The following is a 26,118-nucleotide window of genomic DNA, read 5'->3' on the forward strand; positions in this document are numbered from 1 at the left end:
TGACGGCGGACGCCGCCGGGCACCGGCCCGGCGGCGTCCGCCGTGCGACGGGTGAAAGCACGCGCGCGCGACGTCTCGGGTTGCCGTCGAATCGCCCGTGTGTGACAAAGGATGCACTTGTCGGTACTCGGTCGGATCGTCCAGCACCACCGACGGCCCGCACGCACCCGGCACCGCACGGCCGAGGAGCGACGTGACGAGACGGAGCACACGCTGGGCAGGACGGCGCGCGCCGTCCGCTCGCGTGCGGGACGCCGTGGCTCCCCGCGTGAGCCGGTCCGTCGCGGGAGCGGTCGCCGGGGCGCTCGTGCTGACGTCGGGCCTCGTGGTCGCCCCCGTGCTCGCGCCCGCCGCGCTCGCCCCCACCGTGGTCCCGAGCGCCGACGCCGCACCCGGGTCGCCCGGCACCATGGCCGCGCCCGAGATCGTGTTCTACGAGGGCTTCCAGGCCACGACGCCCAACGGCCCGAACACCTCGACGTTCGTGCAGACGGTCGCCGACTACACGCTGTCGAACGGCGCCGTGCAGCCCGGATTCGTCGGCACCGACGGCATGACCTACACCGCGGGAGCGTCGTGGAACGGACCGTTCTGCAACGGGGCGATCCTGAGCGCCGACACCACGGTCACCAACTCGTTCTCGCAGGTCGCGATCCCGAACGCGCAGACCGTCGCGAGCTGCCGGGGGACCGCTGCCGGGACCGGGGCGAACAGCGCGAGCGCGTACTGGAACCAGCTCCGCTCGCTCGTGCAGGACCTCGGCCGCTGGCAGAACCAGCCGGACCACCCGTACGCCGCGGCGCTCGCGGCGGCGGGGTACCCGACGCCGTCCGCGGTCGCGAACCGGGGTGTCGCCGCACTGACGTTCGGCAACGCGGGAGCGGGGACACAGCTGCGCACGACCCGGCCGATCGACGTCGTCCCCGGGCACTTCTACCAGGCGTCGGTCGACGAGGCCGTGAAGTCGTGCACCATCGCCGGCACGAGCGTCGCGAACCCGCAGCTCTACCTCGTGCAGTCGACCGGGGTCGCGGCGCCCCTGTTCTCGGGGGCGGTCAGCACGTGCACCCAGTACGGCGTCCAGTACGGCGCCGACACGAACACCAGCTGGATGTCGCGCGTGGGCACGTTCGTGGGCGACCTGCCCGTGCGGGCCACGGGCAGCACCCTGGGCCTGCGCCTCGACAACCGGCAGGGCAACGGCACGGGCAACGACGCGGCGTTCGACAACCTCCTGCTGCAGGACCAGACGCCGCAGCTCGACAAGACGTTCGCGCCGGGCCCGGCCGCGGACGGCGCGTGGTACGCCGGGTCGACCGCGCGCGTCGTGTTCACGGTGACCAACACGTACGACCTCGCGGACCCGACGCAGCCCTCCGGGCCCAAGCCGGGCTGGAGCTTCTCCGACGCGATGCCGGGCGGTCTCGAGGTCGTCACGGACGGCGGGTCGCCGCGCTTCACCACGACCTGCGGGGCGGTCGACGTGGTCGCGGACGGCGCGGGCGGCATCGACGTCTCGGGCGACCTGGGCGACGTCGCGTCGTGCACCGTGACGGTCGACGTGACCTCGCCCGTCGCGGGCACGTTCGTCAACCAGGTCGACGACGTCACGGTCGACGGCCTGCTCGCGCCGGCCGACGCCGAGATCACGTTCGTCGACCTCGAGCCGTCGACGTGCCCCGCGGCGGTCACGCGCTGGGACTCCTCGGCGGCCACCGGGACGCCCACCGGACCGACGTCGGTGCAGGGCGTCGACCTGCCCGTCGGGGCCGTCGACGCGCTCGGGTCGGTGCCCGCGGGCGTCGACGCGCTCGGGTTCAACCCGGTCGACGGCAGCTTCTACGGGCTCCGGATGGATGGGAGCCCCGCGCCGCAGGTCGTGCGCATCTCGGCCGACCTCGCGACCGTGACCCCGCTCGGCGTGCCCACCAACCCGACGGGCATCTCGACCACGGGCTTCACGGTCCTGCTGCGCGCGGGTGACGTGAGCCCCGACGGCGTGCTGTACGTGCGCTCCGCCGCGCAGGGCGCGGGCTGGTTCTACGGGATCGACGTCGACCCGACGTCCGCCACCTACCTGCAGCTCGTCGCGGGCGGTCCGCTCTCGGGCGTCAACGCGAACGTCCAGATCGGGGAGGACCTCTCGTACGACCCCGCGGCGGGCCTGCTGCGCTCGTTCGGCGCGCACACGTCCAACCAGTCCGTGTACCTGAACACGGTCGACCCGGCGTCGGGGGCGCTGACCGGGCGGAACCTCGGCCTGCTGACGGCGCCGAACGGGAACCCCGCCGTGGTCAACAACGCGGGGCGGCAGTTCAGCGCGACCTGGATCGACCGCGACGGGTACCTGTACGGGCAGGCGTCGTTCTCGGGGCAGGTGTGGCGCGTCGCCCTGGACGACGCCACGGCACCCGCGGAGTTCGTCGCGTACGGCGCGTCGCTGGGCCAGACCGCGAACCACGACGGGACCGCGTGCGCGTTCACGCTCCCGACCGACCTCGGCGACGCCCCCGACTCGTACGGGACCGCGTTCGGCACCGACGGGGCGCGGCACTGGGTGCCCGACTACGACGCCGTCGCGCACACCGCCCCGCTCATGCTCGGCGCGACGATCGACGTCGAGCCCGAGGGCGTCCCCGGCGCCGACGCGCTGGGCGACGACGCGCGCGACGCCGACGTCGACGGCGGGATCGACGACGAGGACGCGCTCGCGGCGCCGCTCGCGATCGTGCCCGGCGAGGCGACGACCGTGCCCGTCACGGTCACGAACGACACCGACCAGCCCGCGACCCTCGCGGTGTGGCTCGACGCGACGGGCACGGGGACGTTCGGGGCCGCCCCCGTCGTGGTCACGGTCCCCGCGTCGTCGGGCACCGCGACCTACGACGTGACCCTGCCCGCGACCGCGGTCTCCGACGGCGCGTACGCGCGCGTCCGGCTCTTCGCCGGCACGGTCGCGTCGCCCTCGCCGACGGGCGACGGGGGGCAGGGCGAGGTCGAGGACTACGCCGTGACGGTCGCGAACCCGTACCTCGCGATCTCCAAGACCGTCGACCCGTCCGACGAGGTGCTCGCGGGCGAGACCGCGACCTACACCGTCACGGTCACGAACGACGGCGACACCGCGTGGACGGCGCAGGACCCGGCCTGGTTCGAGGACGACCTCTCGGCGGTGCTCGACGACGCCGACTACGTCGAGGGCTCCGCGACCGCGACCGTGGGGACGGTCGACGACGCGGCGCTCCCGGGGCTGCGCTGGGAGGGCCCGCTCGACGTCGGCGAGAGCGCGGTCATCACGTACCAGGTCGTCGCGGGCACCCCGCCGGGCGGCGACGCGTCGCTCGACAACGCGGTGACCGGTCCCACCGCGTCGAGCTGCAGCGCCGACGAGGGCGCGCCCGACCCGATCCGCATCCACGACCTCGCGGCGGCTCCCGGCGGCACGCTCAGCGTCGCCGGGGTCCGGGTCTCGTACACCGCGGGAGCGGTGCGGTCGACGAGTCCCGTCGCGGTGCTCGACCCGCTCACCGGGACCACGTGGGACGACGGCGGGCCGGGCACCCCGCTCGCGGACGGCACGACGCTCGGCACGACGACCTCGGCGCGCATGATCGAGAACTTCTCGACGACGGGGCCGAGGAACTACCTGTACGTCCAGCTCACGTTCTCGCAGCCCTTCCGCCCCGGCGACGGGTTCGGCATGGGCGACCTCGACGGGACCGTGGGGCAACCCGGCAACCGCGAGTTCGGGTTCGTCGCGGGCTCGCTCGACGGCGCCGACGTGCGACCGGTCTCGCTGTCGACCGGGAACCGCGTCTCGCCGATCGACTTCACGGGAGGCGTCTCGCCCGACGGCCAGTCGCTCGGCAGCGGGACGTTCGCGGTCGCGAACGGCGACCTGGCGAACGCGACCGGGAACGACGCGCGCACCCGGTTCACCGCCGACTTCGGCGACCAGCTCGTCGACACGCTCTACTTCGCCTACGGCATCGTCAACAACTCGACGACGAACACGACGCAGCGCGCGTACGTGATCGACCCGGGCATCACGCTCGACGCCCCCGAGTGCGCGACCTCCGTGCCGGTGCGCGCGCTCGAGGTCACCAAGACCTCCGACCCGGTCGACGGCAGCACGGTCGAGCCCGGCGACGACGTCACGTACACGGTCACGGTGCAGAACGTCGGGGCCGTGCCGTACACGGTCGACGACCCGGCGCAGCTCGTGGACGACCTGACGGACGTGCTCGACGACGCGACGGTCGACGAGGACTCGTACGTCGTGACGTCGTCCGACCCGGGCGTGACCCCGCCGGACCCGGTGCTCGACGGGAGCTCGCTCGGCTGGGAGGGCCTGCTCGCGGCGCCCGTGCGTGACGCCACGGGCGCGGTCACGACCCCGGGCGAGACCGTGACGATCACGTACACGGTCACGGTCGACGACGCGACCACGGGCGACGGCACGCTCACGAACTCCGTGACGGCACCCGGGTCGACGTGCGCGACGGGCGACGAGGAGGGCTGCACGACGACGCTCCGGCTCCCCGCGCCGCGGCTCGAGATCTCGAAGGCGGTGAACGCGCCGACCCCCGTGGTCCCGGGCAGCGTGGTCGAGTACGTGCTCACGGTCCGCAACGTCGGCGGTCTGCCGTACACGGCCGCGGTGCCGGCCGAGGTCGCGGACGACCTGCGCGCAGTCGTCGACGACGCGGCGCTCGGGTCCGTCACGGCCGTGGTCGACGGCACCACGCCCGCCGAGGAGGGGCTGTCGGTCTCGACCGACGGGATCGAGTGGTCGGGCGCGCTCGCCGCCGGGTCGACGCTCGTGATCACGTACGGCGTGACCGTCGGCGAGGACGGTGCGGGCGACGGGTCGATGCGCAACGTCGTGACGGGCCCGGTCGGGTCGTCCTGCCCGCCCGTGTCGAGCGGCGAGCCCCGGGACGACGCGTGCACGACGCTCACGGGCATCTCCGAGCTCACGCTGGAGAAGTCCGCGAACCCCGCCGACGGGAGCGTCGTCGCGCCGGGCGACACGATCCGGTACCGGATCATCATCACCAACACGGGCGGGACCGAGTACACGTCGTCCGCGCCTGCGGTGGTCAACGACCTGCTGGCCGACGTGCTCGACGACGCGACGCTCGACGAGTCGTCGCTCGGCATGTCGCCCACGCAAGGGACGTTGTCGTACGACGAGGGGCCCCAGCAGATCTCGTGGGCGGGAGAGCTCGGCGTCGGGCAGACGATCGTGGTCACGTACGAGGTCACGGTCGACGACCCGCCGACGGGTGACGGGACGCTCACGAACTCGCTCGTCGGGCCTCCGGGGTCGAACTGCGAGTTCTCGGGCGCCGAGCGCGACGAGGACTGCGACACGGTGCACACGATCGCGCCGACCGCAGCCCTGGCGATCGAGAAGTCCTCGTCTCCCGCGGGGCCGGTCGCTCCCGGCAACGAGGTCACCTACACGGTCACGGTCGAGAACACGGGCGGCGTGGCGTACGAGGGCCCGGACGCCCTCGCGGTGGTGACCGACGACCTCTCGGCGGTGGTCGACGACGCGACGTTCGGCAGCGCGGCCGCGGTCGACGAGGACGGCGCGGACGCGGGGATCCTCGCGGGCCCGGACGCCGACGGGGTGCTCACGTGGACAGGCCCGGTCCCGGTCGACGGGACCGTGACGATCACCTACACGGTGACCGTCGACGACCCCGTGTCGGGCGACGGGGTCCTGACCAACACGGTCACGGGGCCGCCGGAGAGCACCTGCGTGGACGGGACCGAGACCGGCTGCACCACGACGACCGACGTGCGCGCGCTCGAGATCGTCAAGACCTCGTCGCCGGCAGGCCCGGTCGAGCGGGGCGAGCAGGTCACCTACACGGTGACCGTCGAGAACACGGGTGGCGTGGCGTACGAGGGCCCGGACGACCTCGCGGTCGTGACCGACGACCTGTCCGCGGTGCTCGACGACGCGACGTTCGTCTCGGCGGTGGACGACGGCTCGGGCGTGCTCGCGGGCCCGGACGCCGACGGCGTGCTCACGTGGACCGGCCCGGTCCCGGTCGACGGGACGGTCGTCATCACCTACGTCGTCGAGGTCGACGACCCCCTGACGGGTGACGGCGTGCTCACGAACACGGTCACGGGCCCGCCCGAGAGCACCTGCGTCGACGGGACCGAGACCGACTGCACCACGACGACCCTGGTCCGGGCCCTCGACGTCAGCAAGACGGCATCGCCCGCGGGGCCGGTCGCCCCCGGGGACCTGGTCACGTACTCGCTCACGCTGACGAACAGCGGCGGGGTCGCGTACGAGGCCCCGGACGACCTCGCGGTCGTGACCGACGACCTGTCCGCGGTGCTCGACGACGCGACGTTCGTCTCGGCCGACGCCGGTGGTGCGGGGAACCTCGCGGGCCCGGACGCCGACGGGGTACTGACCTGGACCGGACCGATCCCCGTCGGCGGCACGGTCACGATCTCGTACCTGGTGCAGGTCGCCGACCCTCTGACGGGTGACGGCGTGCTGACGAACACGGTCACGGGCCCGCCCGAGAGCACGTGCCCCGAGCTCGAGCCGGAGGCCGACCCGACGGCCGGCTGCACGACGACGACCCTCGTCCGGTCGCTGGGCGTCGTCAAGACGTCGTCGCCCGCCGGCCCGGTCACGCCGGGCGACGAGGTGACGTACACGGTCACGCTGACGAACACCGGGGGCGTGGCGTACGAGGCCCCGGACGACCTCGCCGTCGTGACCGACGACCTCTCGGGGGTGCTGGACGACGCGACGTTCGTCAGCGCGACAGCGGTCGACGCGGACGACGCGGACGCGGGCATCCTCGACGGCCCCGACGCCGACGGGGTACTCACCTGGACGGGCCCGATCGCGGTCGACGGCACCGTCACGATCACGTACGTCGTGCAGGTCGACGCACCCGTCGAGGGCGACGCGGTGCTCGCGAACAGCGTGACGGGCCCGCCGGAGAGCTCGTGCGCCGACGGCACCGAGACCGGCTGCACCACGACGACCGACGTCCGGACGCTCGAGATCACCAAGTCCTCCGACGCCACGGTCGAGGCGGGCGAGGAGCTCACGCCGGGCGACACCGTGACGTACACGGTCACGGTCACGAACACCGGGGCCGTACCGTACACCGAGGCCGACCCGGCCGAGATCTCGGACGACATGACGGCGCTGCTCGACGAGGCGACGTACCTGGGCAACGAGACGGTCGACCCGCCGTCCGCGGCCCTGCCGGTCTTCTCGTCGCCGAACCTGACCTGGGCGGGGCCGCTCGACGTCGGCGAGAGCGTGACGCTGACCTATCAGGTGCGGCTCGACGACGATCTCTCCGGGTCGGACGGCGTCATGGTCAACATGGTCACGGGTCCGCCCGAGTCGACGTGCCCCGACGGCACGCAGGACGGCTGCTTCGTGATCCTGCCGCCCCGGGCGATGTCGGTCGTCAAGACGTCGTCGCCGGCGGGACCCGTGCAGCCGGGGGACCAGGTCACGTACACCGTGACGGTCACCAACACGGGCGGGGTCGACTACGTCGACCCGCTGCCCGCGCGCGTCACGGACGACCTGTCGGGCGTGCTCGACGACGCGACGCTCGTGGGGACGCCGACCGCGGTCGCGGGCGACGGGACCGCGGTCGGGATCTTCACGGGCCCCGGCCCGGACGGCGCGGTCACGTGGACGGGTCCGTTGCCCGCGGACGACGCGGCCGAGGTCGTGACGATCACGTACACGGTCGAGGTCGACGACCCGGTCGAGGGTGACGGCGTGCTCACCAACGCGGTCACCGGGCCTCCGGAGAGCACGTGCGTCGACGGCACCGAGACCGGCTGCACCACGACGACCCCGGTGCGGGCGCTGGGGATCGCCAAGACGTCGTCGCCCGCGGGGCCGGTCGCGCCGGGCGACGAGGTCACCTACACGGTCACGCTCACGAACACGGGCGGCGTGGCGTACGAGGGTCCGGACGACCTCGCGGTCGTGACCGACGACCTGTCGGCGGTGCTGGACGACGCGACGTTCGGCAGCGCGTCCGCGGTCGACGCGGACGACGCGGACGCGGGCGTCCTGGCCGGCCCCGACGCCGACGGGGTGCTGACCTGGACGGGCCCGATCGCGGTCGACGGGACCGTCACGATCACGTACACGGTCGCGGTCGACGACCCGGTCGAGGGTGACGGCGTGCTGACCAACACCGTCACCGGGCCCCCGGAGAGCACGTGCGACGACGGCACCGAGGACGGCTGCACGACGGAGACGTTGGTGCGCGCCCTCGAGATCGAGAAGGTCTCCTCGCCCGCAGGGCCGGTCGCGCCGGGCGACGAGGTCACGTACGTCGTGTCGCTCACGAACACGGGCGGCGTGGCCTACGAGGCTCCCGACGACCTCGCGGTCGTGACCGACGACCTGTCCGCGGTGCTCGACGACGCGACGTTCGGTAGCGCGACCGCGGTCGACGCGGACGGCGCGGACGCGGGGATCCTCGCGGGCCCCGACGTCGACGGGGTGCTGTCCTGGACCGGACCGATCCCGGTCGACGGGACCGTCACGATCACCTACACCGTCGAGGTGGACGACCCCCTGACGGGCGACGGCGTCCTGACGAATACGGTCACGGGCCCGCCGGAGAGCTCGTGCGACCTCGGCACCGAGGACGGCTGCACCACGACGACCGACGTGCGCGCGCTCGAGATCGTGAAGACGTCGTCGCCCGCGGGGCCGGTCACCCCGGGCGACGAGGTCACGTACGTCGTGACACTGACCAACACGGGCGGCGTGGCCTACGAGGGCCCCGACGACCTCGCGGTCGTGACCGACGACCTCTCGGCGGTCCTGGACGACGCGACGTTCGGCAGCGCGTCCGCGGTCGACGCGGACGGCGCCGACGCGGGGATCCTCGACGGCCCGGACGCCGACGGGGTGCTGACCTGGACCGGCCCGATCGCGGTCGACGGCACCGTCACGATCACGTACACGGTCGCGGTCGACGACCCGGTCGAGGGCGACGGCGTGCTCACGAACACGGTCACCGGGCCCCCGGAGAGCTCGTGCGTGGACGGGACCGAGACGGGCTGCACCACGACGACCGACGTGCGGGCGCTCGAGATCGTCAAGACGTCGTCGCCCGCGGGGCCGGTCACCCCGGGCGACGAGGTCACGTACGTCGTGACGCTGACCAACACCGGTGGTGTGGCCTACGAGGGTCCGGACGACCTCGCGGTGGTCACGGACGACCTGTCCGCGGTGCTCGACGACGCGTCGCTGGTCTCGGCGGTCGACGACGGCTCGGGCGTGCTCGCGGGCCCGGACGACGACGGCGTGCTCACGTGGACCGGCCCGATCGCGGTCGACGGGACGGTCGTCATCACCTACGTCGTCGCTGTCGACGACCCGGCTGTCGACGACCCGGTCGAGGGCGACGGCGTGCTCACGAACACGGTCACCGGGCCTCCGGAGAGCACCTGTGTCGACGGGACCGAGACCGGCTGCACCACGACGACCGACGTGCGGGCGCTCGAGATCGAGAAGGCTTCCTCGCCCGCGGGGCCGGTCGCTCCCGGCGACGAGGTGACCTACACGGTCACGCTCACCAACACCGGGGGCGTGGCCTACGAGGGCCCGGACGACCTCGCCGTGGTCACGGACGACCTCTCGACGGTGCTCGACGACGCGACGTTCGGCAGCGCGACCGCGGTCGACGCGGACGGCGCGGACGCGGGCGTCCTGGCCGGCCCCGACGCCGACGGGGTGCTGACCTGGACCGGCCCGATCGCGGTCGACGGGACGGTCACGATCACGTACACGGTCGAGGTCGACGACCCCCTGACGGGCGACGGCGTGCTGACCAACACCGTCACCGGGCCTCCGGAGAGCACGTGCAACGACGGCACGGAGGACGGCTGCACCACGACGACGCCGGTCCGCGCGGTCGAGATCGCCAAGTCCGCGGACCCTGCGGGCGAGGTGCTCCCGGGCGGCACGATCACCTACACGCTCACCGCGACCAACACGGGCGGCGTCGACTACGCGGCGCCCGACCTGCTCGTGATCGACGACTCGCTCGTCGACGTGACGCCGGCCGCGCAGCTCGGGGCCGCGACCGCGACGGTCGACGGCGTCGCGCGCGGCACGGTCACGACCGACGAGCAGTCGGTGCACTGGGAGGGCGGGCTCGCGACCGACGAGACCGTGACGATCACGTACACCGTGACGCTCAGCGACCCGTGGCCGGCCGACGCCGACCCGGAGCTGACGAACGTCGTGACCGGGCCGCCCGAGTCGACGTGCCCGACCGGCGACGAGCCCGGCTGCTCGACGACGACCCCGGTGCGCGCGCTCACGATCGCCAAGTCGTCCGACCCGGACGACGACCTCGTGCCGGGCACGCTCGTGACGTACACGGTCGTCGTGACCAACACGGGTGCCGTCGCCTACGACGACGCGGCGCCGGCCGTCGTGCGGGACGACCTGACCGCCGTCCTCGACGACGCGGCGCTGAGCGGCACCCCGAGCGCGACGCTCGTGGGCGGCGGCGAGGTCGGTGCGTTCTCCGGCCCGGACGCCGACGACGTGCTCACGTGGACCGGCCCGCTCGCGCCCGGGGAGTCGGTCGAGCTCGTGTACGCGGTGCTCGTCGACGACCCGATCACGGGTGACGGCGTCATGACGAACTCGGTGACCGGCCCGCCCGAGTCGAACTGCGACGTCGGCACCGAGCCGGGCTGCATGACGGTCCTCCCGCCGCGTCAGCTCACGATCGTGAAGACCTCGGACGCCGGTGCCGACGCCGTGCCGGGCGACACCGTGACGTACACCGTGACGGTCGAGAACACGGGTGGCTTCCCGTACGACGACGACCACCTCGCGGTCGTGACCGACGACCTCTCGCGCGTGCTCGACGACGCGACGCTCGGGACGCCGTCCGCGACCGTGGTGGGGGGCGACGGGAGCGAGGTCGGCGCGTTCACCGGTCCGGACGCGGACGGCGTCCTGACCTGGACGGGCCCGGTCGGCGTCGGCGAGACGGTCACGCTCGAGTACACGGTCACGCTGCCCGCGACGCCCGCGGCGGGCGGCGACGGCGTGCTCGTGAACGCGGTGACCGGCCCGCCCGAGTCGACGTGCGACCTCGGCACCGAGCCCGCGTGCACCACGACGACGGGCCTGCGGGCGGTCGAGGTGCTCAAGTCGTCCGACACGGTCGAGGCGGGGCCGGGCGACGAGGTCACGTACACCGTGACGCTCACGAACACGGGCGGTCTCGCGTACGACGCCGACAACCCGCTCGTGGTCGCGGACGACCTCGCGGACGTGCTCGACGACGCGACGCTCGTCTCGTCCGACGCCGGCGGCGCGACGGGCGAGCTCGTGGTCGAGGGCACGACGCTCACCTGGACCGGGGAACTGCCCGTCGACGGGGTCGTGACGCTGACCTACGTCGTGCAGGTGGGCGACCCGCCGGACGGCGACGGCGTGCTGACGAACGTCGTGACGGGTCCGCCCGAGAGCACGTGCGCGGCCCCGGGCGACGGCGAGGACCCGGCGGCGACGTGCACGACGACGACGCCCGTGCGGGCGCTCGACGTCGTCAAGGCGTCCGACGCCGGCGCCGTCGTCCTGCCCGGCGACACGATCACCTACACCGTGACGCTCGCCAACACGGGCGGCGTCGCGTGGACCGACGACGACCCGGCCGTGGTCGAGGACGACCTGTCCGCGGTGCTCGACGATGCGACGTACGTCGAGGGCTCCGCGACGGCCGTCGACGACGGCGGGGTCGCGGTGGGGGCGTTCACCGGCCCCGACCCGCTGCGCTGGACCGGCCCGGTGCCGGTCGACGGGACCGTGACGATCACCTACGCGGTGACCCTGCCGCCCGCGTCCGACGCGCCCACGGGCGACGGCGTGCTCACGAACGTCGTGACCGGGCCGGCGACGTCGGCCTGCCCGCCCGGCGGCGACTCGCCCGCGTGCACCACGACCTCGGCGCTGCGCGCGCTCGGCGTCACGAAGACCTCCGACGCGGGCGACGTCGTGCTCGCCGGCGACACCGTGACGTACACCGTGACGGTCGAGAACTCGGGGGCCGTCGACTACACCGACGACGCGCCCGCGACGGTCACCGACGACCTCGGGGGCGTGCTCGACGACGCGACGTTCGGCAGCGCGACCGCGGTCGACGCGAACGGCGCGGACGCCGGCACGCTGAGCGGCCCGGACGCCGGGCTCCTCACGTGGTCGGGTCCGCTCGTGGCGGGCGCGACGGTCACGATCACCTACACGGTGACGGTCGACCCGGTCACGCTCGACCCGCCCTCGGGCGGCGACGCGCTCCTCGCGAACGTCGTCGCGGGACCGCCCGAGAGCACGTGCGCCGAGCCCGGCGAGGGCTGCACGACCTCGGTGCCGGTCCAGGCCGCGGACGTCGTGAAGTCCGTCGCGCCGCAGGGCGCGGTCCTCCCAGGCGACGTCGTCACGTACACCGTGACGGTCACCAACACGGGCGCGGCGGCCTACGACGGCACGACGCCGTTCGTCCTGACGGACGACCTCGCGGGCGTGCTCGACGACGCGACGCTCGGGGCGCCGTCCGCGACCGACGAGGGCGGCGCGGACGTCGGGGCCCTCAGCGGGCCGACGGGCGGCGAGCTCACGTGGACCGGGCCGCTCCCGGTCGGCGGGATCGTGACGGTCACCTACGAGGCGACGGTCGACGACCCGGTCACGGGCGACGGCGTGCTGACCAACGTCGTGACCGGCGTGCCGGGGTCGAGCTGCCCGCCGGGCGGCGGCGAGCCCGCGTGCGCGACCACGACGCCGGTCCGCCAGCTCGAGGTCGTCAAGACCTCCGACGCGGGGGCGAGCGTGCTGCCGGGCGACACGGTCGCGTACACCGTGACGGTCACCAACACGGGCGGGTACGACTACACGGACGACGACCCCGCGACGGTCACGGACGACACGGGCGCGGTGGTCGACGACGCGACGCTCGGCCCGGTCACGGCCGTCGACGCCGCGGGCGACGCGGCGGGCACGGTCACGGTCGGCGACGACGGGGCCCCGGTCACGTGGTCCGGCCCGCTCGCGGCGGGCGGGACCGTCACGATCACGTACGAGGCCACGGTCGACGACCCGGTCGCGGGCGACGGCGTGCTGACCAACGTCGTGACCGGTCCGCCCGGGTCGACGTGCCCGGCCGACGCGGACGAGCCGGGCGAGGACTGCACCACGACCACCGCGGTGCGCGAGCTCGCGATCCTCAAGACGGCCGAGCCCGCGGGCCCCGTGCTGCCGGGCGGGAGCGTGACGTACACCCTGACGGTCACGAACACGGGCGGGTACGCGTACACCGACGCCGACCCGGCCGAGGTCGAGGACGACCTCACCGCGGTGCTCGACGACGCGACGTTCACGGGCGCGGTCGCGTCGTCCGGGGCGGTCGGCGCCGACGACCTGCCCCTGCTCACGTGGTCCGGCGCGCTCGCGCCGGGTGCGACGGCGACGATCACGTACACGGTCGAGGTCGACGGGGTCGCTGCGCCGGGCGTCGACCCGCGCGGCGACTCCGTGCTGACGAACGTCGTGACGGGCCCGCCCGGGTCGACGTGCCCGGCCGACGCGGACGAGCCGGGCGAGGGCTGCACCACGACGACCCCGGTGCGCCGGGTCGCGCTCGCCAAGACGTCCGACGCGGGCGCGCAGGTGCTGCCGGGCGACACCGTGACGTACACGGTCACGGTCACGAACACGGGCGGCGCCGCGTACGAGGGCGGGACCCTCGCGACGGTCACCGACGACCTGTCGGCCGTGACGGACGACGCGTCGTTCGACCCGGCGTCGGTCGAGGTCACGTCGTCGGCCGGGGGGACCCCGCCGGCCGCGACGTTCGACGACCCGACGCTCACGTGGACCGGCCCGCTCGCGGTCGACGAGGTCGTGACGATCACCTACGCGGTCGTCGTCCCCGACCCGTTCGACGACGCGGGCGACGGCGTGCTGACCAACGTGGTCGACGGGCCGCCCGAGGCGACGTGCCAGGACGGCGTCCCGACCGAGGCGTGCAGCACGACGACCGCCGTCCGGGCCGCGGAGCTGACCAAGACGGCCACGCCCGCCGAGGCGCTGCCGGGCGGGACGGTGACCTACACGGTCGTCGTCCGCAGCACGGGCGGTGCGGCGTGGACCGCGGACGACCCGCTCGTGGTCACGGACGACCTGGCGGGCGTGCTCGACGACGCGACGTTCGAGGACGTCACGGTCGCGGCCGACGGCGGCGGGGATGCGGGCGAGGCGGCGCTGGACGGCACCGACCTCGTGTGGACCGGGCCGCTCGCGGCCGGCGCCCAGGTCACGATCACGTACACCGTGACGGTCGACGACCCCGTGACGGTCGACGACCCCGCGGGCGGCGACGCGTCGCTCGTCAACACGGTCACGGGCCCCCCGGGGACCGTCTGCGTCACGGGCGACGCGGCGTGCGGCACAACGACGCCCGTGCGCGCGGTCGAGATCGTCAAGGACGCGGGCGGCGCGACCGAGCTCGTCGCGGGCCAGACGGTCGAGTACACGATCACGGTGCGCAACACGGGCACCGCGGACTACGACGCCGGCACGCCGCTCGTGGTCCGGGACACGCTCGACGACGTCGCCGACGACGCGACCCTCGTCGAGGGCTCGCTCTCGACCGACCCGCCGGACGCCGGGACGTTCACGGTCACGGGCGACCCGGACGTGCCCGAGGACGGGCTCGTGGTCGAGTGGTCCGGGCCGCTCGCCGCGGGCGAGACCCTGACCATCACGTACGCGGTGCTCGTGCACGACCCGCTCGACGGCGACGGTGCGCTCGTCAACACGGTGCAGGGCCCGCCCGAGTCGAACTGCGACACGGGCGCCGAGGCGGGCTGCGTCGTGACCGTCCCGCCGCGCGCGCTCGAGCTCTCCAAGACCTCCGACGCGGGTGCGAGCGTCGTGCCGGGGCAGACGGTCACGTACACCGTGGTCGCCGAGAACACGGGGGCGGTCACGTACGAGGGGCTGCTCCGCGCGGTCGTGACCGACGACCTCTCCGACGTGCTCGACGACGCGACCTGGGCCGGGACCGAGGCCGCGACGTCCGGCACGCTGACCGGGCCGACGTCCGACGACCCGACCCTGACCTGGACGGGCGACCTCGCGCCCGGGGAGCGCGTGACCATCACGTACGCCGTGGTCGTGGCCGACCCGGCGCCCGAGGGCGGGGACGGGACCATCACGAACGCCGTGACGGGCCCGGTCGGGACCGACTGCACGGTCGACGGGGACGACGCGTGCAGCACGACGACCGAGGTGCGGCGGCTCGACGTGGTCAAGACCGCGAGCACCCCGACGTCCGGCTGGGCCGGGCCGGCGCAGACCGTCGAGTACACCGTGACCGTGACCAACGCGGGCGGGTACGCGTACACGGCCGACGACCCGGCGACGGTCGAGGACGACCTCGCGGGCGTGCTCGACGACGCCACGTACGCGGGCGACGCGACCGCGGTCGACGGTGCGGGTGACCCTGCGGGGACGCTCGCGTACGAGGGCCTCGTGCTCGCGTGGTCCGGCCCGCTCGCGGTCGGGGAGACCGTGACGATCACGTACACGGTCACGGTCGACGACGCGCTGCCCCGCGGCCGCGGGGACGGGACGCTCACGAACGCGGTCACGGGCCCGCCCGAGTCGGGCTGCGACGACGGGACCGAGGCCGGCTGCGTCGTCGTCGTCCCGGTCCGCTCGCTCGACCTCGCCAAGACGTCGGACGCCGGGGCCGCGGTCTACCCCGGGGACGTCGTGACGTACACCGTGGTCGCGACCAACACGGGCGGGTTCGCGTACACGGCCGACGACCCGGCGACGTTCGCGGACGACCTGTCCGACGTGCTCGACGACGCGACGTCCGGCGACGCGGCCGTGGTCGACGACGCCGGCGAGCCCGCGGGCACGCTCGTGGAGTCCGCGACGGGGCTCGCGTGGTCGGGCGCGCTCGCGCCGGGCGCGTCGGTCACGCTCACCTACACGGTCGTGGTCGCCGCGGGCGGCGACGGGCAGCTCGACAACACGGTCACCGGCCCGCCCGAGTCGGTGTGCGCGACCGACCCGTCGATGAGCGCGTTCGGCGCGGGCCCGCAGGTCGGGGCGATCCCCGCGACGCTGCCCGCGGTGCTCGCGGCCGACAACCCCGCGTGCTCGACGCACAGCGAGGTCCTGGCCCCCGCGCTGTCGATCGACAAGTCCGCGAGCCCTGCGGACGGCGTCGAGCCGGGTGACGTCGTGACCTACACCGTGGTCGCCACGAACACGAGCGACGCCGACTTCGACGACGCGTACCCCGCGGCCGTGGTCGACGACATGACCGACGTGCTCGACGACGCGGACTACGGCGACGACGCCCGCGCGACCGTCGACGGCGACGCCGCGGGCCGGCTCGCGTTCGTCGACCCGCAGCTCGTGTGGACGGGGCCGCTCGCCGCGGGCGACGCCGTGACGATCACCTACACCGTGACCGTCACGGGCGACGGCGACCGGGACGCGACCAACGTCGCGTTCGCACCGCCCTGCACGGGCGACGGGTGCGGGCCGGTCGCACCGCCGGCGCGCTGCACCGACGGGACCGACCCCGCGACGGGGCTGGCCTGCGACGCGGTGCGGATCACGGTCGGCGGGACGTTGCCCCGCACGGGCGCCTACGTCGCGGCGCTCGCCGCGATCGCGGTGCTGTGCCTGCTCGGCGGGACCGTGCTCGTGGGGCGGACGCTACGCCGCCGCCGGCTCGGCGAGGCGTGAGGCCCGCAGGCGGGCGACCAGCGGGGGAGCGGCGAGCGAGACCACGAGCACGACCACGGCGATCCCGAACACCCACCAGACGTCGACGCGCAGCGGAGCGAGGAACGCGTCCGCGATGACGGCGGCCGCGTCGGCGGCGATCGCGCCCGGCGGGAGGGTGCCGAGCGCGACGCTCTGCGTCAGGGCGATCCCGATCTGGAGCGCGGCCATCACGAGCGCGACGACGCCCGCGATCCAGGCGAGCGCCCGCAGGCGCCGGCCCGGGGCCGCGAGCGCGACGGCGCCCGCGACGAGCACGAGGGCGAGCCACGGCAGGATCGCGACGACGTGCTGCGCGACGGCGTAGGCGCGCTGCGCGGTCGCGAGGTCGTCGGACTGGAACAGGACGATCGTGCGGCCCGTGACGTCGACGTCCTGCGCCGCGGTGAAGCCCCGGTCGAGGAGCGCGTCGCGCACCTTCTCGAGGATGGGGCCGGTCGAGAGCGTGACCGAGCCCTCGGTGTCGAGGTCGACGACCGCGCCCTCGCGACCCTCGAGCGCGGTCACGAACGCGCCGTGGCCCGCACGGTTCGCGACCGTCCAGATGGCCGCGAACTGGTCGGACGTCACGATCCGGTCGGTCGTCGCGCGCACGAGCTGCTCGACCTGGTTCTCGAGGATCGGCGCGAGGTTGGTGATGCGGTCGGGCACGACCTCGCGGCCCGCGAGGTCGCTCAGCGCGCCCTCGACCACGTCGTCGACGGGCACCTGCTCCATGACCTGCGCGGTCACGGCCTCGCTCACCGCGACCTGCACCTCCGGGTCGTCGGCGAGCGGCTGCACGATCTCCAGGTAGCCGCGCGTGTCGAGGACGTTGTCCTTCGCGTACGTCGCGGGCACGGCGAGGATCGTCACGACGACGGCGAGCACCGCGACCACGACGCACGCGACGCGCCGCAGCAGCCCCGTGCGGGGGCGCTGCGGCGCGTCGTCGGGTGCCGCGGGGACGGGCTGCGTGGCAGGTGTCGTCGTCATGCGACGAAACCTACCCGCGTGAGCGCCCGCGGGCGTGCGCGGGGCGTCGTGCGATCAGTTGAGCGCCTTGGCCTTGAGGACCTGGAACTCGGCCTCCGAGATGGCGCCCGAGTCGAGGAGCTGCTTGGCCTGGGCGATCTGGTCGGCCGGCGAGGCCGAGGCGACCGAGCGGATGTAGTCGTTGGTCTCCGACTTCGCCTGCTCGACGGCGGCGATCTGACGCTGCGCCATGCCGCGGCCGCGGGCGATCAGGTAGACGAGCGCCGAGAGGAAGGGCAGCACGAAGAGGAAGATGATCCAGACGGCCTTCCACCAGCCCGAGAGCTCGCGGTCGCGGAACAGGTCGCCGATGATCTGGAAGAGCACCAGCAGGTACGCGATGAACGCGAACGAGATGACGATCAGCCAGAAGAAGTCCAGGAAGCTCATGAGGGTGCAGGTCCTTCGTGTCGTTGTGCTGCCTCGGCCGGATCCGGCGTCCGCAGGCGGCTGAGACGCGCCGCGCACTCGACATTGAACGGGTACCCGGGGCCGGGGTCAACGCCAGGCCCGGCGCGCCGTGCCTGTTCATCCGGTATGCACCGTCCGTACCGAAGATTCGCCCGGCATCACACGGATCCCCGCCCGCCGGCCCGTCGGAGCGGGATTCCCCGGGGGTGCCACCGGGCGGTAGCGTTCTCCCTCGGATCGAGACCACGGTCCTCGGTGCGCAGACGCAGGACGGACCACACATGGACGCACCCCGCACGGATCGCGACCCGCTCGTCGGGTGGTACTCCTGGGACCTCACGACCGGCGACATCCGCTGGTCCGACGACATGTTCACGATCTACGGGTTCGCCCCGGGCGAGGTCGTCCCCACGACCTCGTTGATCGCGCACCACAAGCACCCCGAGGACCGCGAGTCCTGGGCCGAGCTGCTCGACCGCCTGCGCCGCGGGCCGGGGGAGTACGCGCACTGGCACCGCGTCGTCGACGTGCGCGGCGAGTCCCGGTACGTCGTCTCGGTGGGTCGCGCGACCGGACCGGACGACCCGGGCGGCGCGCGCGTCGAGGGCTACCTCGTCGACGTCGACGGGCCGCAGAGCTCGGTGACGCAGCACGAGGTCGCGACGACGCTCGCGAACTTCCGCGAGGGCGCGGCCCGGATCGAGCAGGCCAAGGGCGTGATCATGGTGCTGCGCGCGTGCGACGGCGACGACGCCTTCGAGGTGCTGCGCAGCGCGTCGAACACGCTCAACGTGCGGCTGCGCGAGCTCGCGCGGCAGGTCGTGGAGGCCGCCGCGCAGGGTGGGCCTGTCGCCGTGCGGGTCGAGGCGCTGCTGGGGTCGCCCGCCGCGCGCTGAAGTTCATCCTCTGACCTTCGCTCCCACGGGTGTCCTGCCGTGCGAGTCCGCGCCATCCTGTGAGACTGGGCGGACGGCGGAACGAGGCGAGGCTGATGGGCGAGACGACAGAGCTGGTGAGCCGGCTCGAACGCGGGCTGGCACGCCAGGTGGCGGGCGAGGACTCGTTCGACCGTGCCTGTCGCGTGTGCGTCGACGTCCTCGCGGCCGACGGCGGCTCGATCGCGTTCGGCCCGTCCGCGAACGCCGCCGTGCGCACCTCGACCGACCTCACCGCAGCGCTGCTCGCCGAGGTGCAGGAGCGCGTCGGCGAGGGCCCGGTCCACGACGCCTACGCGCTCGCCCAGCCCGCCGAGGCCGTGCTCGCCGACGTCGCGGCCGAGGGGACCGCGCTCGACGGGACCGTGCCCGACGGGACCGGGCTCGACGGGGCTCTCGAACCCGCGGCCCGCCGGTGGCCCACGTTCTGGCCCGTCGCGCGCGCCGCCGTGGGGGACGTGCGCCTGTTCACCTTCCCGCTGCACGTGGGCGGCTGGACGTACGGCGTGCTGAGCCTGTGGACGCGGCGCACGCGGCTCGCCGACGCGGTGGGCGAGGTCCAGTCCGCGGTCGACGAGGTCGGGGTCACGCTCCTGCGGAGGTCGCGCGCGACGTCCGACCACACGGGCGGGCGTGACTGGCAGGAGCGCGCGCGCGTCCACCAGGCGACCGGGATGGTCGTCGCACAGCTCGGCGTGCCGATCACGGACGCGGTCGCGGTGCTGCGCGCCCGGGCGTTCACCGAGGGGGTCGCGGTCGCCGACGTCGCCGCCGACGTCGTCGCCCGGCGGACGGTGTTCGGGTCTCCCGGCGTCTGACGGGCGCCTCGTGGGTGGCTCGTCGGGGGTCCGTCGGGGGCTGGTCACTCCCTGAGACCATCGGTCGCGCTCAGGTCACGAAGCGATTACGGTGACGAGCGGAGTCGAGAAGAGGCCCCGAACGATCTTGTGTCCGGAGGATGTTCATGGCCACCGAGTCTGCACGCACCCCCGCCCCCTGGGGTGCCACCATCGAAGAAGCGCTGGGCGGCGGGCGTGCCCTGCCGATCGGCCAGTACCGCGTCGACCTCACGTCCGACACCTGGTGGTGGTCCGACGAGCTCTACGCGATGCACGGCCTGGCCCCGGGGTCGGTCGAGCCGACGTCCGCGGTGCTCGCCGCGGCCAAGCACCAGGACGACCGCGGCACGCTGGCCCGCGAGATCTCGCGCTCGCGCCGCACCGGCAAGCCGTTCAGCTGCCTGCACCGGATCGTCGACGCGCACGGTCGCACCCGCACCGTGACCGTCACGGGACAGGGCCGGCGGGACGCCAAGGGCGTCGTCGTCGAGCTCGTCGGGTACGTGGTCGACCAGACCTCGGCCCAGCGGGACCTCGTCGACCGCGACGTCGAGCGGGCCGTGGCCGCGCTCGCCGAGGAGCGCGTCACGATCGAACGCGCCAAGGGCGTGCTCATGGCCGTCTACGGGATCGACGAGGAGGCCGCGGCCGACAAGCTCGTGCTCCAGTCGAGCCGTGCCGGTCTGCGCGTGCACGACGTCGCGGCCCGGCTCGTCGAGGCGCTCGACGCGGGGCCGGGGCTCGGCGACGCGGCGTCCGACGTGGTCGACGGCGTGCTCACGGGACTCTCGGCGACGGACCGTCGTCGCCCCCGCAACGCGCAGCTCGTGCGGCGCTTCGACTGACCCGTCCCACCCCCTACGGCACGCACGCCGGCGCGCATCGCGCCGTACCATCGTGCTGTGCCGGAGGAGGGACCATGACCGACGAGATGACCGACGAGCTCGACGTCGCGGAGCGCTCGCGCGCGGCCGAGCGGACCGCCGAGCAGACCGACGACCTCGGCCTGCACGGCGTGCTCGCGCGCTCGGTGCGCGCGCTCGCGGACGAGCCGAGCCTCCAGCAGACGCTCGACCGCACGGTCGAGCTCGCGGTCGCGATGATCGACGGCTGCGCGTCGGCCGGCGTCTCGCTCGTCGTGCGCCGCGGGTCCATCGAGACGCCCGCCGCGAGCGACGGGGTCGCGGCGCGCGGCGACCAGCTCCAGTACGAGCTCGACGAGGGTCCGTGCCTCGACGCGATCCGCCGTGCCGAGGTCGTCGCGACGCCCGACCTCTCCGACGACCCGCGCTGGGCCCGGTGGGGCTCGCGCGTCGTCGACGAGCTGGGCGTGCGCTCGATGCTGTGCGTCCAGCTCTTCACGACCGACGCCAGGCACGGCGCGCTCAACCTCTACGGCACCGAGCCGGGAGCGTTCAGCGAGGACGTCTACCCGCTCGCGACCACGTTCGCGGCCGTGGCCGCCGCCGCGCTCGACGCGGCGCGCACCGAGGAGCAGCTCAGCTCGGCGGTGCAGACCCGCACGATCATCGGGCAGGCGCAGGGCATCATGATGGAGCGTTACGGGGTCTCGGCCGCGCAGGCGTTCTCGGTGCTCAGCCGGCTCTCGCAGGACGGCAACGTCAAGCTCGCCGAGATCGCGCGCCGCGTCGTCGACGAGCGCACCGTGCCCGGCCTGCCCGGGCACCGGCCCTGACATGAAGGTGTCCCGCCGGGCCGAGGTCGCCCCGTTCGCCGTCATGCAGATCCTCGCGGCCGCGAACGCGCGCCGCGCCGCGGGCGAGGACGTGCTCAACCTGTGCGCGGGCGAGCCCGGTGCGGGTGCGAGCGAGGTCGTGCGTGAGGCCGCGGTCGACGCGCTGCGCACGGGCGACCTCGGGTACACCGAGGCCATGGGCGTCCCGGCGCTGCGTGCCGCGATCGCCGCGCACTACGGCCGCTGGTACGGGGTCGACGTCGACCCGGCCCGCGTCGCCGTGACGACGGGCTCGTCGGGCGGGTTCGTGCTCGCGTTCCTCGCAGCGTTCGACGTCGGGGACCGCGTCGCGCTCGCCCGCCCCGGGTACCCCGCGTACAAGAACATCCTCGAGGCGCTCGGGTGCGAGGTCGTCGAGCTCGACTGCGGGCCGGACGAGCGCTACCAGCCGACCGTCTCGCGGCTCATGGAGGCCTACTACGACGGCGGCCTCGACGGGCTCGTGCTCGCGTCTCCCGCCAACCCGACCGGCACGATGGTCGGCGCGCGCGAGCTCCGCGAGATCGCCGGGTGGTGCGCCGACCACGACGTGCGGCTCGTGAGCGACGAGATCTACCACGGGATCACGTACGGCACGGGTGCTGACGAGGCTGCTGGTGCTGGTGCTGGTGCTGGTGCTGGTGCTGGTGCTGGTGCTGGTGGTGCTGCCGGGCCTGCCGGGCTGCCCGCGGGGGCCGGGGCGGCGACCGCCGCCGCGCACCTCGACGACGGGGCCGTCGTCGTGAGCTCGTTCTCGAAGTACTGGGCCATGACGGGGTGGCGGCTCGGCTGGCTCGTGCTGCCCGAGGACCTCGTCGCGCCCGTCGACGCGCTCGCCGGCAACGTCGCGCTGTGCCCGCCCGCGCTCGCGCAGCACGCGGGCGTCGCGGCGTTCTCGGACGAGGGCATGGCCGCCGCGCGCACCAACGTCGAGCGGTACGCCGTCTCGCGCGCGCTGCTGCTCGACCGGGTCGACGACCTCGGGTGGTCGCCCGTCGCGCCCGCGGACGGCGCGTTCTACCTCTACGGCGACGTGTCGGCCTTCGGTCTCGGGTCGGTCGAGTACTGCGCGCGCCTGCTCGCCGAGGCGGGCGTCGCGATCACGCCCGGGACCGACTTCGACGGCGTGCACGGCGACCGGTGGGTGCGGCTGTCGTTCGCCGCCGCGCCCGAGGTCGTGGCCGAGGCGGTCGACCGGATCGTGGCCTGGCAGGCGGCGCAGGGTCGCTGAATCCCTGAGCCGCTGAATCCCTGAGCCGCTGAGTCCTTGAGCCTTTGAGCCCCTGAGCCGTCGAGACGTCGAGCCGCTGGATCGCTGAGCCGCCGGATCGTTGAACTGCTGGATCGCGGCGCCGCGCGGTCAGGCGGCGACGGGTTCTCGCGTCGCGCCCCGCTGCAGGCCTGCCTGCTGAAGGTCCGCACGCTGTAGGTCGTCCTGCTGAGTGCCCGTCGACTCGGCGTGGCCGTCGGCGAGCTCGGTCCCGCTGCTCTCCTGGGTGGCGACCACGGGGACCTCGCCCGTGAGAGTGGTCGGCAGCGCGACGTCGTCGCCCACGGCGAGGCGGTGCGCGGCGTCGACGATGGGCACCTGGACCACGAGGTCGGACGACGGGCGTGCGGCCTCGGCGAGCACCGCGTGGGCGAGCACCTGCTCGGCGTCGGCGACCGCGGCGGCGGCGTCGGCCGGGGCGGCGTCCGCGATGACCTGCGCGGCGCTGCGGGCCGCGGCGCGACGCGAGCGGGCGATGCCCACGAGGGACTGCGTGCCGATCACGACCCACACGAAGTTCGCCGCGACCGAGGGCCACAGGCCGTTGGCCGAGGCGACGACGACCATGAGGCTCGCCGCGGTCAGATTCGTCACCTGGAACCGCACCGACTTCGCATCCCACGTGCCGCGCGAGGCGAGCAGGTAGGCACCGGCGCCGGCGACGGCGCTGACCCAGCCGAGGACCACGAGGGTCTGGGCGAGAAGTGCGGACATGAATGATCTCCGAGCATGACGAACGCGGGTGGGGGAAGGGGGTGCGCCGGCCCCCGCAGGGGGAGGAATCCGGGGGAGCCGTCCGGCGCTGTGACCATTCTGAGACACGATCTGGCTTCAGCGCAATCGAACAACTCTGCACCCGGCATTAAGTAGGGCTACATGACTTTCGCTCGTCGCAGACATGACCGGGACGCGGCGACGGGGCCCCCGCCCGTGGTCGTCGCTTGCCCCTCCCGCCGCCGGGAGGTGACCCGTGGCGGTCGACGGGTCGAGACCTGGTGCGCCCTACGATCGGGGCATGGCGACCGACCCGCGACGACTCGCGTTCCTGCTCGCGGTCTACCGCACGGGAGGCGTGCTCGCCGCGGCCGACGTGCTGCGGGTCACGGCCTCCGCGGTCTCGCAGCAGATCCAGCGGCTCGAGGCCGAGGAGGGCGTGCAGGTGCTCGACCGCGGGCCGCGCGGCGTCACGCTGACCCCTGCCGGGCGCGTGCTCGCGGAGGCCGCCGAGCGCATCGAGTCCGAGCTCGTCGAGGCGCGCAAGGTGCTCGCGACCATGAGCGAGGACGTCTCGGGCCGGGTCGTGGTCGGTTCCGTGCAGACCGCGATCCGTGCGGTCGTCGCGCCCGTGCTCGGCGCGCTGCCCGAGAAGTACCCCGGCATCGAGCTCGTGGTCGAGGAGGCCGAACCCGTCGACGCGCTGCGCGGTCTGCGTGCGGGCGACTTCGACCTCGTGCTGCTCGAGCAGGACGAGGACGCCGACGCGACGCCGCCCCGCGGCCAGCACGAGGTGATCCTGCTCGACGAGCCCTGGCGGCTCGTGACCCCGACCGCCTTCCCCACGCCCACCCAGCTCGACGAGCTCCGCGACACCGCCTGGCTCGGCCCCGAGCGCAGCACCGCCGCGGCCCGGGCGCTCGCCCGGGTGGGCGCCCAGCTCGGCACCGCGCTGCCCACGCGGCACAGCTACTACGACTTCGACGTCGCGCTCGCGCTCGTCGCCGCCGGCCAGGGCGTCGCGCTGCTGCCCGCGCTCGCGCTCCAGGGCGACGTGCCCGACGGGGTAGAGGTCGTGCGGCTGCCCGGCCTGGGCTCGCGCCGGCTCGTCGCCCGGCACCGCGCGAACCGGCGCGAACCCGGCCCGGCGACGTCCGCGGTGCTCGAGGAGATGCTCGCGGTCGCCGCCGAGCTCGAGCTCTGGTGAGTTCTGGTACGGGCATTCCGGATCTGGGCTCGACCAGCTAGTCTTCGCTGTTCAGAGCAGGGCGACGTGCCCGCCGCCACCCAGGGAGACCTCATGAGCACGCCGAACCCGTACGAGACCGCGCCCAAGGACCAGGCCCCCCAGGCACCCCAGTACGCCGCGCCCCAGGCGCCGCAGTACGCGCAGCAGCCCGGGTACCCCGCGGCCCCCGCGACGCGACCTGGCCGCACGCTGGGCATCGTGGGCTTCGTGCTCGCGTTCGTCATGCCGCTCATCGGCATGATCCTCAGCATCGTCGCGCTCGTGCAGTCCAAGAAGGCCGGCCAGAAGAACGGTCTCGCGCTCGCGGGCATCATCATCGGTGCGGTGCTCACGGTGCTGATCATCATCGGGACGATCCTGTTCTTCACGGTCTTCTACGAGGCGTTCCAGACCTGCCTCGACGACCCGTACGGGACGTTCACGATGGACGGCGTCGACTACTCCTGCCAGGGCTGACCCGCACCGCACCCGAACGAGGAGCACACCGTGAGCGCAACGCCGCCCGAGAAGCCCACGCCGTCCGGCCAGCCGACGCCGTACGACCAGCCGACGCACCCCTCCGCACCGGCCGCCACCCCGGCGCCGCCGGCGGGCTACGTCGGCTACTACGACGAGCCGAAGCACCGCACGCTCAGCATCGTGGGCTTCGTGCTCTCGCTGCTCGGCCCGCTCACGGTGGTCGGACTCGTGGTGAGCGTCATCGCGCTCGTGAAGTCCCGCAAGGCCAACGAGCCCACGGGCTTCGCGCTCGCGGGCACGATCATCGGCGCGATCGGGACGGTCGTGGTCGTCGCCCTCACCGCGATCACGATCGCGGCCGTCCTGCACCTCGCCTCGACCTGCGCCGACCTCGGCCAGGGGACCCACTACGTCGACGGCGTGACGTACACCTGCGGCTGATCCGCTCCCGGTGATACGCGGGCCGCGCCCCGGCGCGGCCCGCGTATCATGGAGGGGAACGCTGCTCGAACCGTGACGGGAGAGCTCGGCACCCCGGTGCCGGCGCCGAAGGAGCAAACCCTCCCCGGGAATCTCTCAGGCCCCCGTACCGTCACGGCGAGGCAACTCTGAAAAGCGGTCCACG

Annotated in this window: 12 protein-coding genes and 1 riboswitch; of the genes, 9 read left to right on the forward strand and 3 right to left on the reverse strand. The window is 74.0% G+C overall.

From position 1 onward, the window contains the following. Positions 1 to 268 precede the first annotated feature (268 nt). A complete protein-coding gene (locus CLV28_RS15600; RefSeq protein WP_157802648.1) occupies positions 269 to 16,828 on the forward strand; it encodes a DUF7927 domain-containing protein in 16,560 nt (5,519 codons plus the stop codon). Here the strand turns inward: CLV28_RS15600 and CLV28_RS13380 are convergent. Beyond that, complete coding sequence (locus tag CLV28_RS13380) at positions 16,799 to 17,842, reverse strand: hypothetical protein (RefSeq protein ID WP_100423835.1); 1,044 nt, start codon at positions 17,840 to 17,842, stop codon at positions 16,799 to 16,801. The two genes, CLV28_RS15600 and CLV28_RS13380, sit on opposite strands and share 30 nt — an antisense overlap. A 54-nt stretch (positions 17,843 to 17,896) precedes the next feature. Beyond that, positions 17,897 to 18,271: an SHOCT domain-containing protein gene (locus CLV28_RS13385; RefSeq protein ID WP_100423836.1), complete on the reverse strand. Its 375-nt coding sequence runs from the start codon at positions 18,269 to 18,271 to the stop codon at positions 17,897 to 17,899. A gap of 302 nt (positions 18,272 to 18,573) precedes the next feature. Here CLV28_RS13385 and CLV28_RS13390 point away from each other — a divergent pair, with 302 nt between their 5' ends. The 5 genes from CLV28_RS13390 to CLV28_RS13410 all read left to right on the forward strand — a co-directional run bounded on the left by CLV28_RS13390 (position 18,574) and on the right by CLV28_RS13410 (position 23,032). Further along, complete coding sequence (locus tag CLV28_RS13390) at positions 18,574 to 19,188, forward strand: PAS and ANTAR domain-containing protein (RefSeq protein ID WP_100423837.1); 615 nt, start codon at positions 18,574 to 18,576, stop codon at positions 19,186 to 19,188. Positions 19,189 to 19,283: 95 nt separating this feature from the next. After that, the gene (locus CLV28_RS13395) at positions 19,284 to 20,045 is read left to right on the forward strand and encodes an ANTAR domain-containing protein (RefSeq protein WP_100423838.1); all 762 of its coding nucleotides are present in this window, start codon (positions 19,284 to 19,286) and stop codon (positions 20,043 to 20,045) included. A gap of 146 nt (positions 20,046 to 20,191) precedes the next feature. Next, positions 20,192 to 20,911, forward strand: coding sequence for a PAS and ANTAR domain-containing protein (locus CLV28_RS13400; protein ID WP_157802649.1), 720 nt, complete (start codon positions 20,192 to 20,194; stop codon positions 20,909 to 20,911). Positions 20,912 to 20,985: 74 nt separating this feature from the next. Further along, positions 20,986 to 21,762, forward strand: a complete 777-nt coding sequence (locus CLV28_RS13405; RefSeq protein WP_239073171.1) for a GAF and ANTAR domain-containing protein — start codon at positions 20,986 to 20,988, stop codon at positions 21,760 to 21,762. A gap of 1 nt (position 21,763) precedes the next feature. Next, complete coding sequence (locus tag CLV28_RS13410) at positions 21,764 to 23,032, forward strand: pyridoxal phosphate-dependent aminotransferase (RefSeq protein WP_100423840.1); 1,269 nt, start codon at positions 21,764 to 21,766, stop codon at positions 23,030 to 23,032. A 129-nt stretch (positions 23,033 to 23,161) separates the two neighbouring features. Here CLV28_RS13410 and CLV28_RS15875 read toward each other — a convergent pair whose 3' ends face one another. Next, positions 23,162 to 23,785 carry a CBU_0592 family membrane protein gene (locus CLV28_RS15875; RefSeq protein WP_203968139.1) on the reverse strand — a complete coding sequence of 208 codons (624 nt, stop codon included), beginning with the start codon at positions 23,783 to 23,785 and terminating at the stop codon, positions 23,162 to 23,164. 301 nt (positions 23,786 to 24,086) lie between these two features. Between CLV28_RS15875 and CLV28_RS13420 the strand changes: the two genes are divergently transcribed. The 3 genes from CLV28_RS13420 (at position 24,087) to CLV28_RS13430 (ending at position 25,934) form a co-directional block, all read left to right on the forward strand. Continuing rightward, entirely contained in the window at positions 24,087 to 24,992 is a 906-nt protein-coding gene (locus CLV28_RS13420; protein WP_100423841.1) for a LysR family transcriptional regulator, read from the forward strand. 66 nt (positions 24,993 to 25,058) lie between these two features. After that, complete coding sequence (locus CLV28_RS13425; protein ID WP_100423842.1) at positions 25,059 to 25,490, forward strand: DUF4190 domain-containing protein; 432 nt, start codon at positions 25,059 to 25,061, stop codon at positions 25,488 to 25,490. A gap of 30 nt (positions 25,491 to 25,520) precedes the next feature. Continuing rightward, positions 25,521 to 25,934 carry a DUF4190 domain-containing protein gene (locus tag CLV28_RS13430; RefSeq protein WP_100423843.1) on the forward strand — a complete coding sequence of 138 codons (414 nt, stop codon included), beginning with the start codon at positions 25,521 to 25,523 and terminating at the stop codon, positions 25,932 to 25,934. Positions 25,935 to 26,000: 66 nt separating this feature from the next. Continuing rightward, a riboswitch (glycine riboswitch) is annotated at positions 26,001 to 26,095 on the forward strand. Positions 26,096 to 26,118: the final 23 nt, after the last annotated feature.

The organism is Sediminihabitans luteus, assembly GCF_002797595.1.
In the GTDB taxonomy this organism is placed as follows: Bacteria; Actinomycetota; Actinomycetes; order Actinomycetales; family Cellulomonadaceae; genus Paraoerskovia; species Paraoerskovia lutea.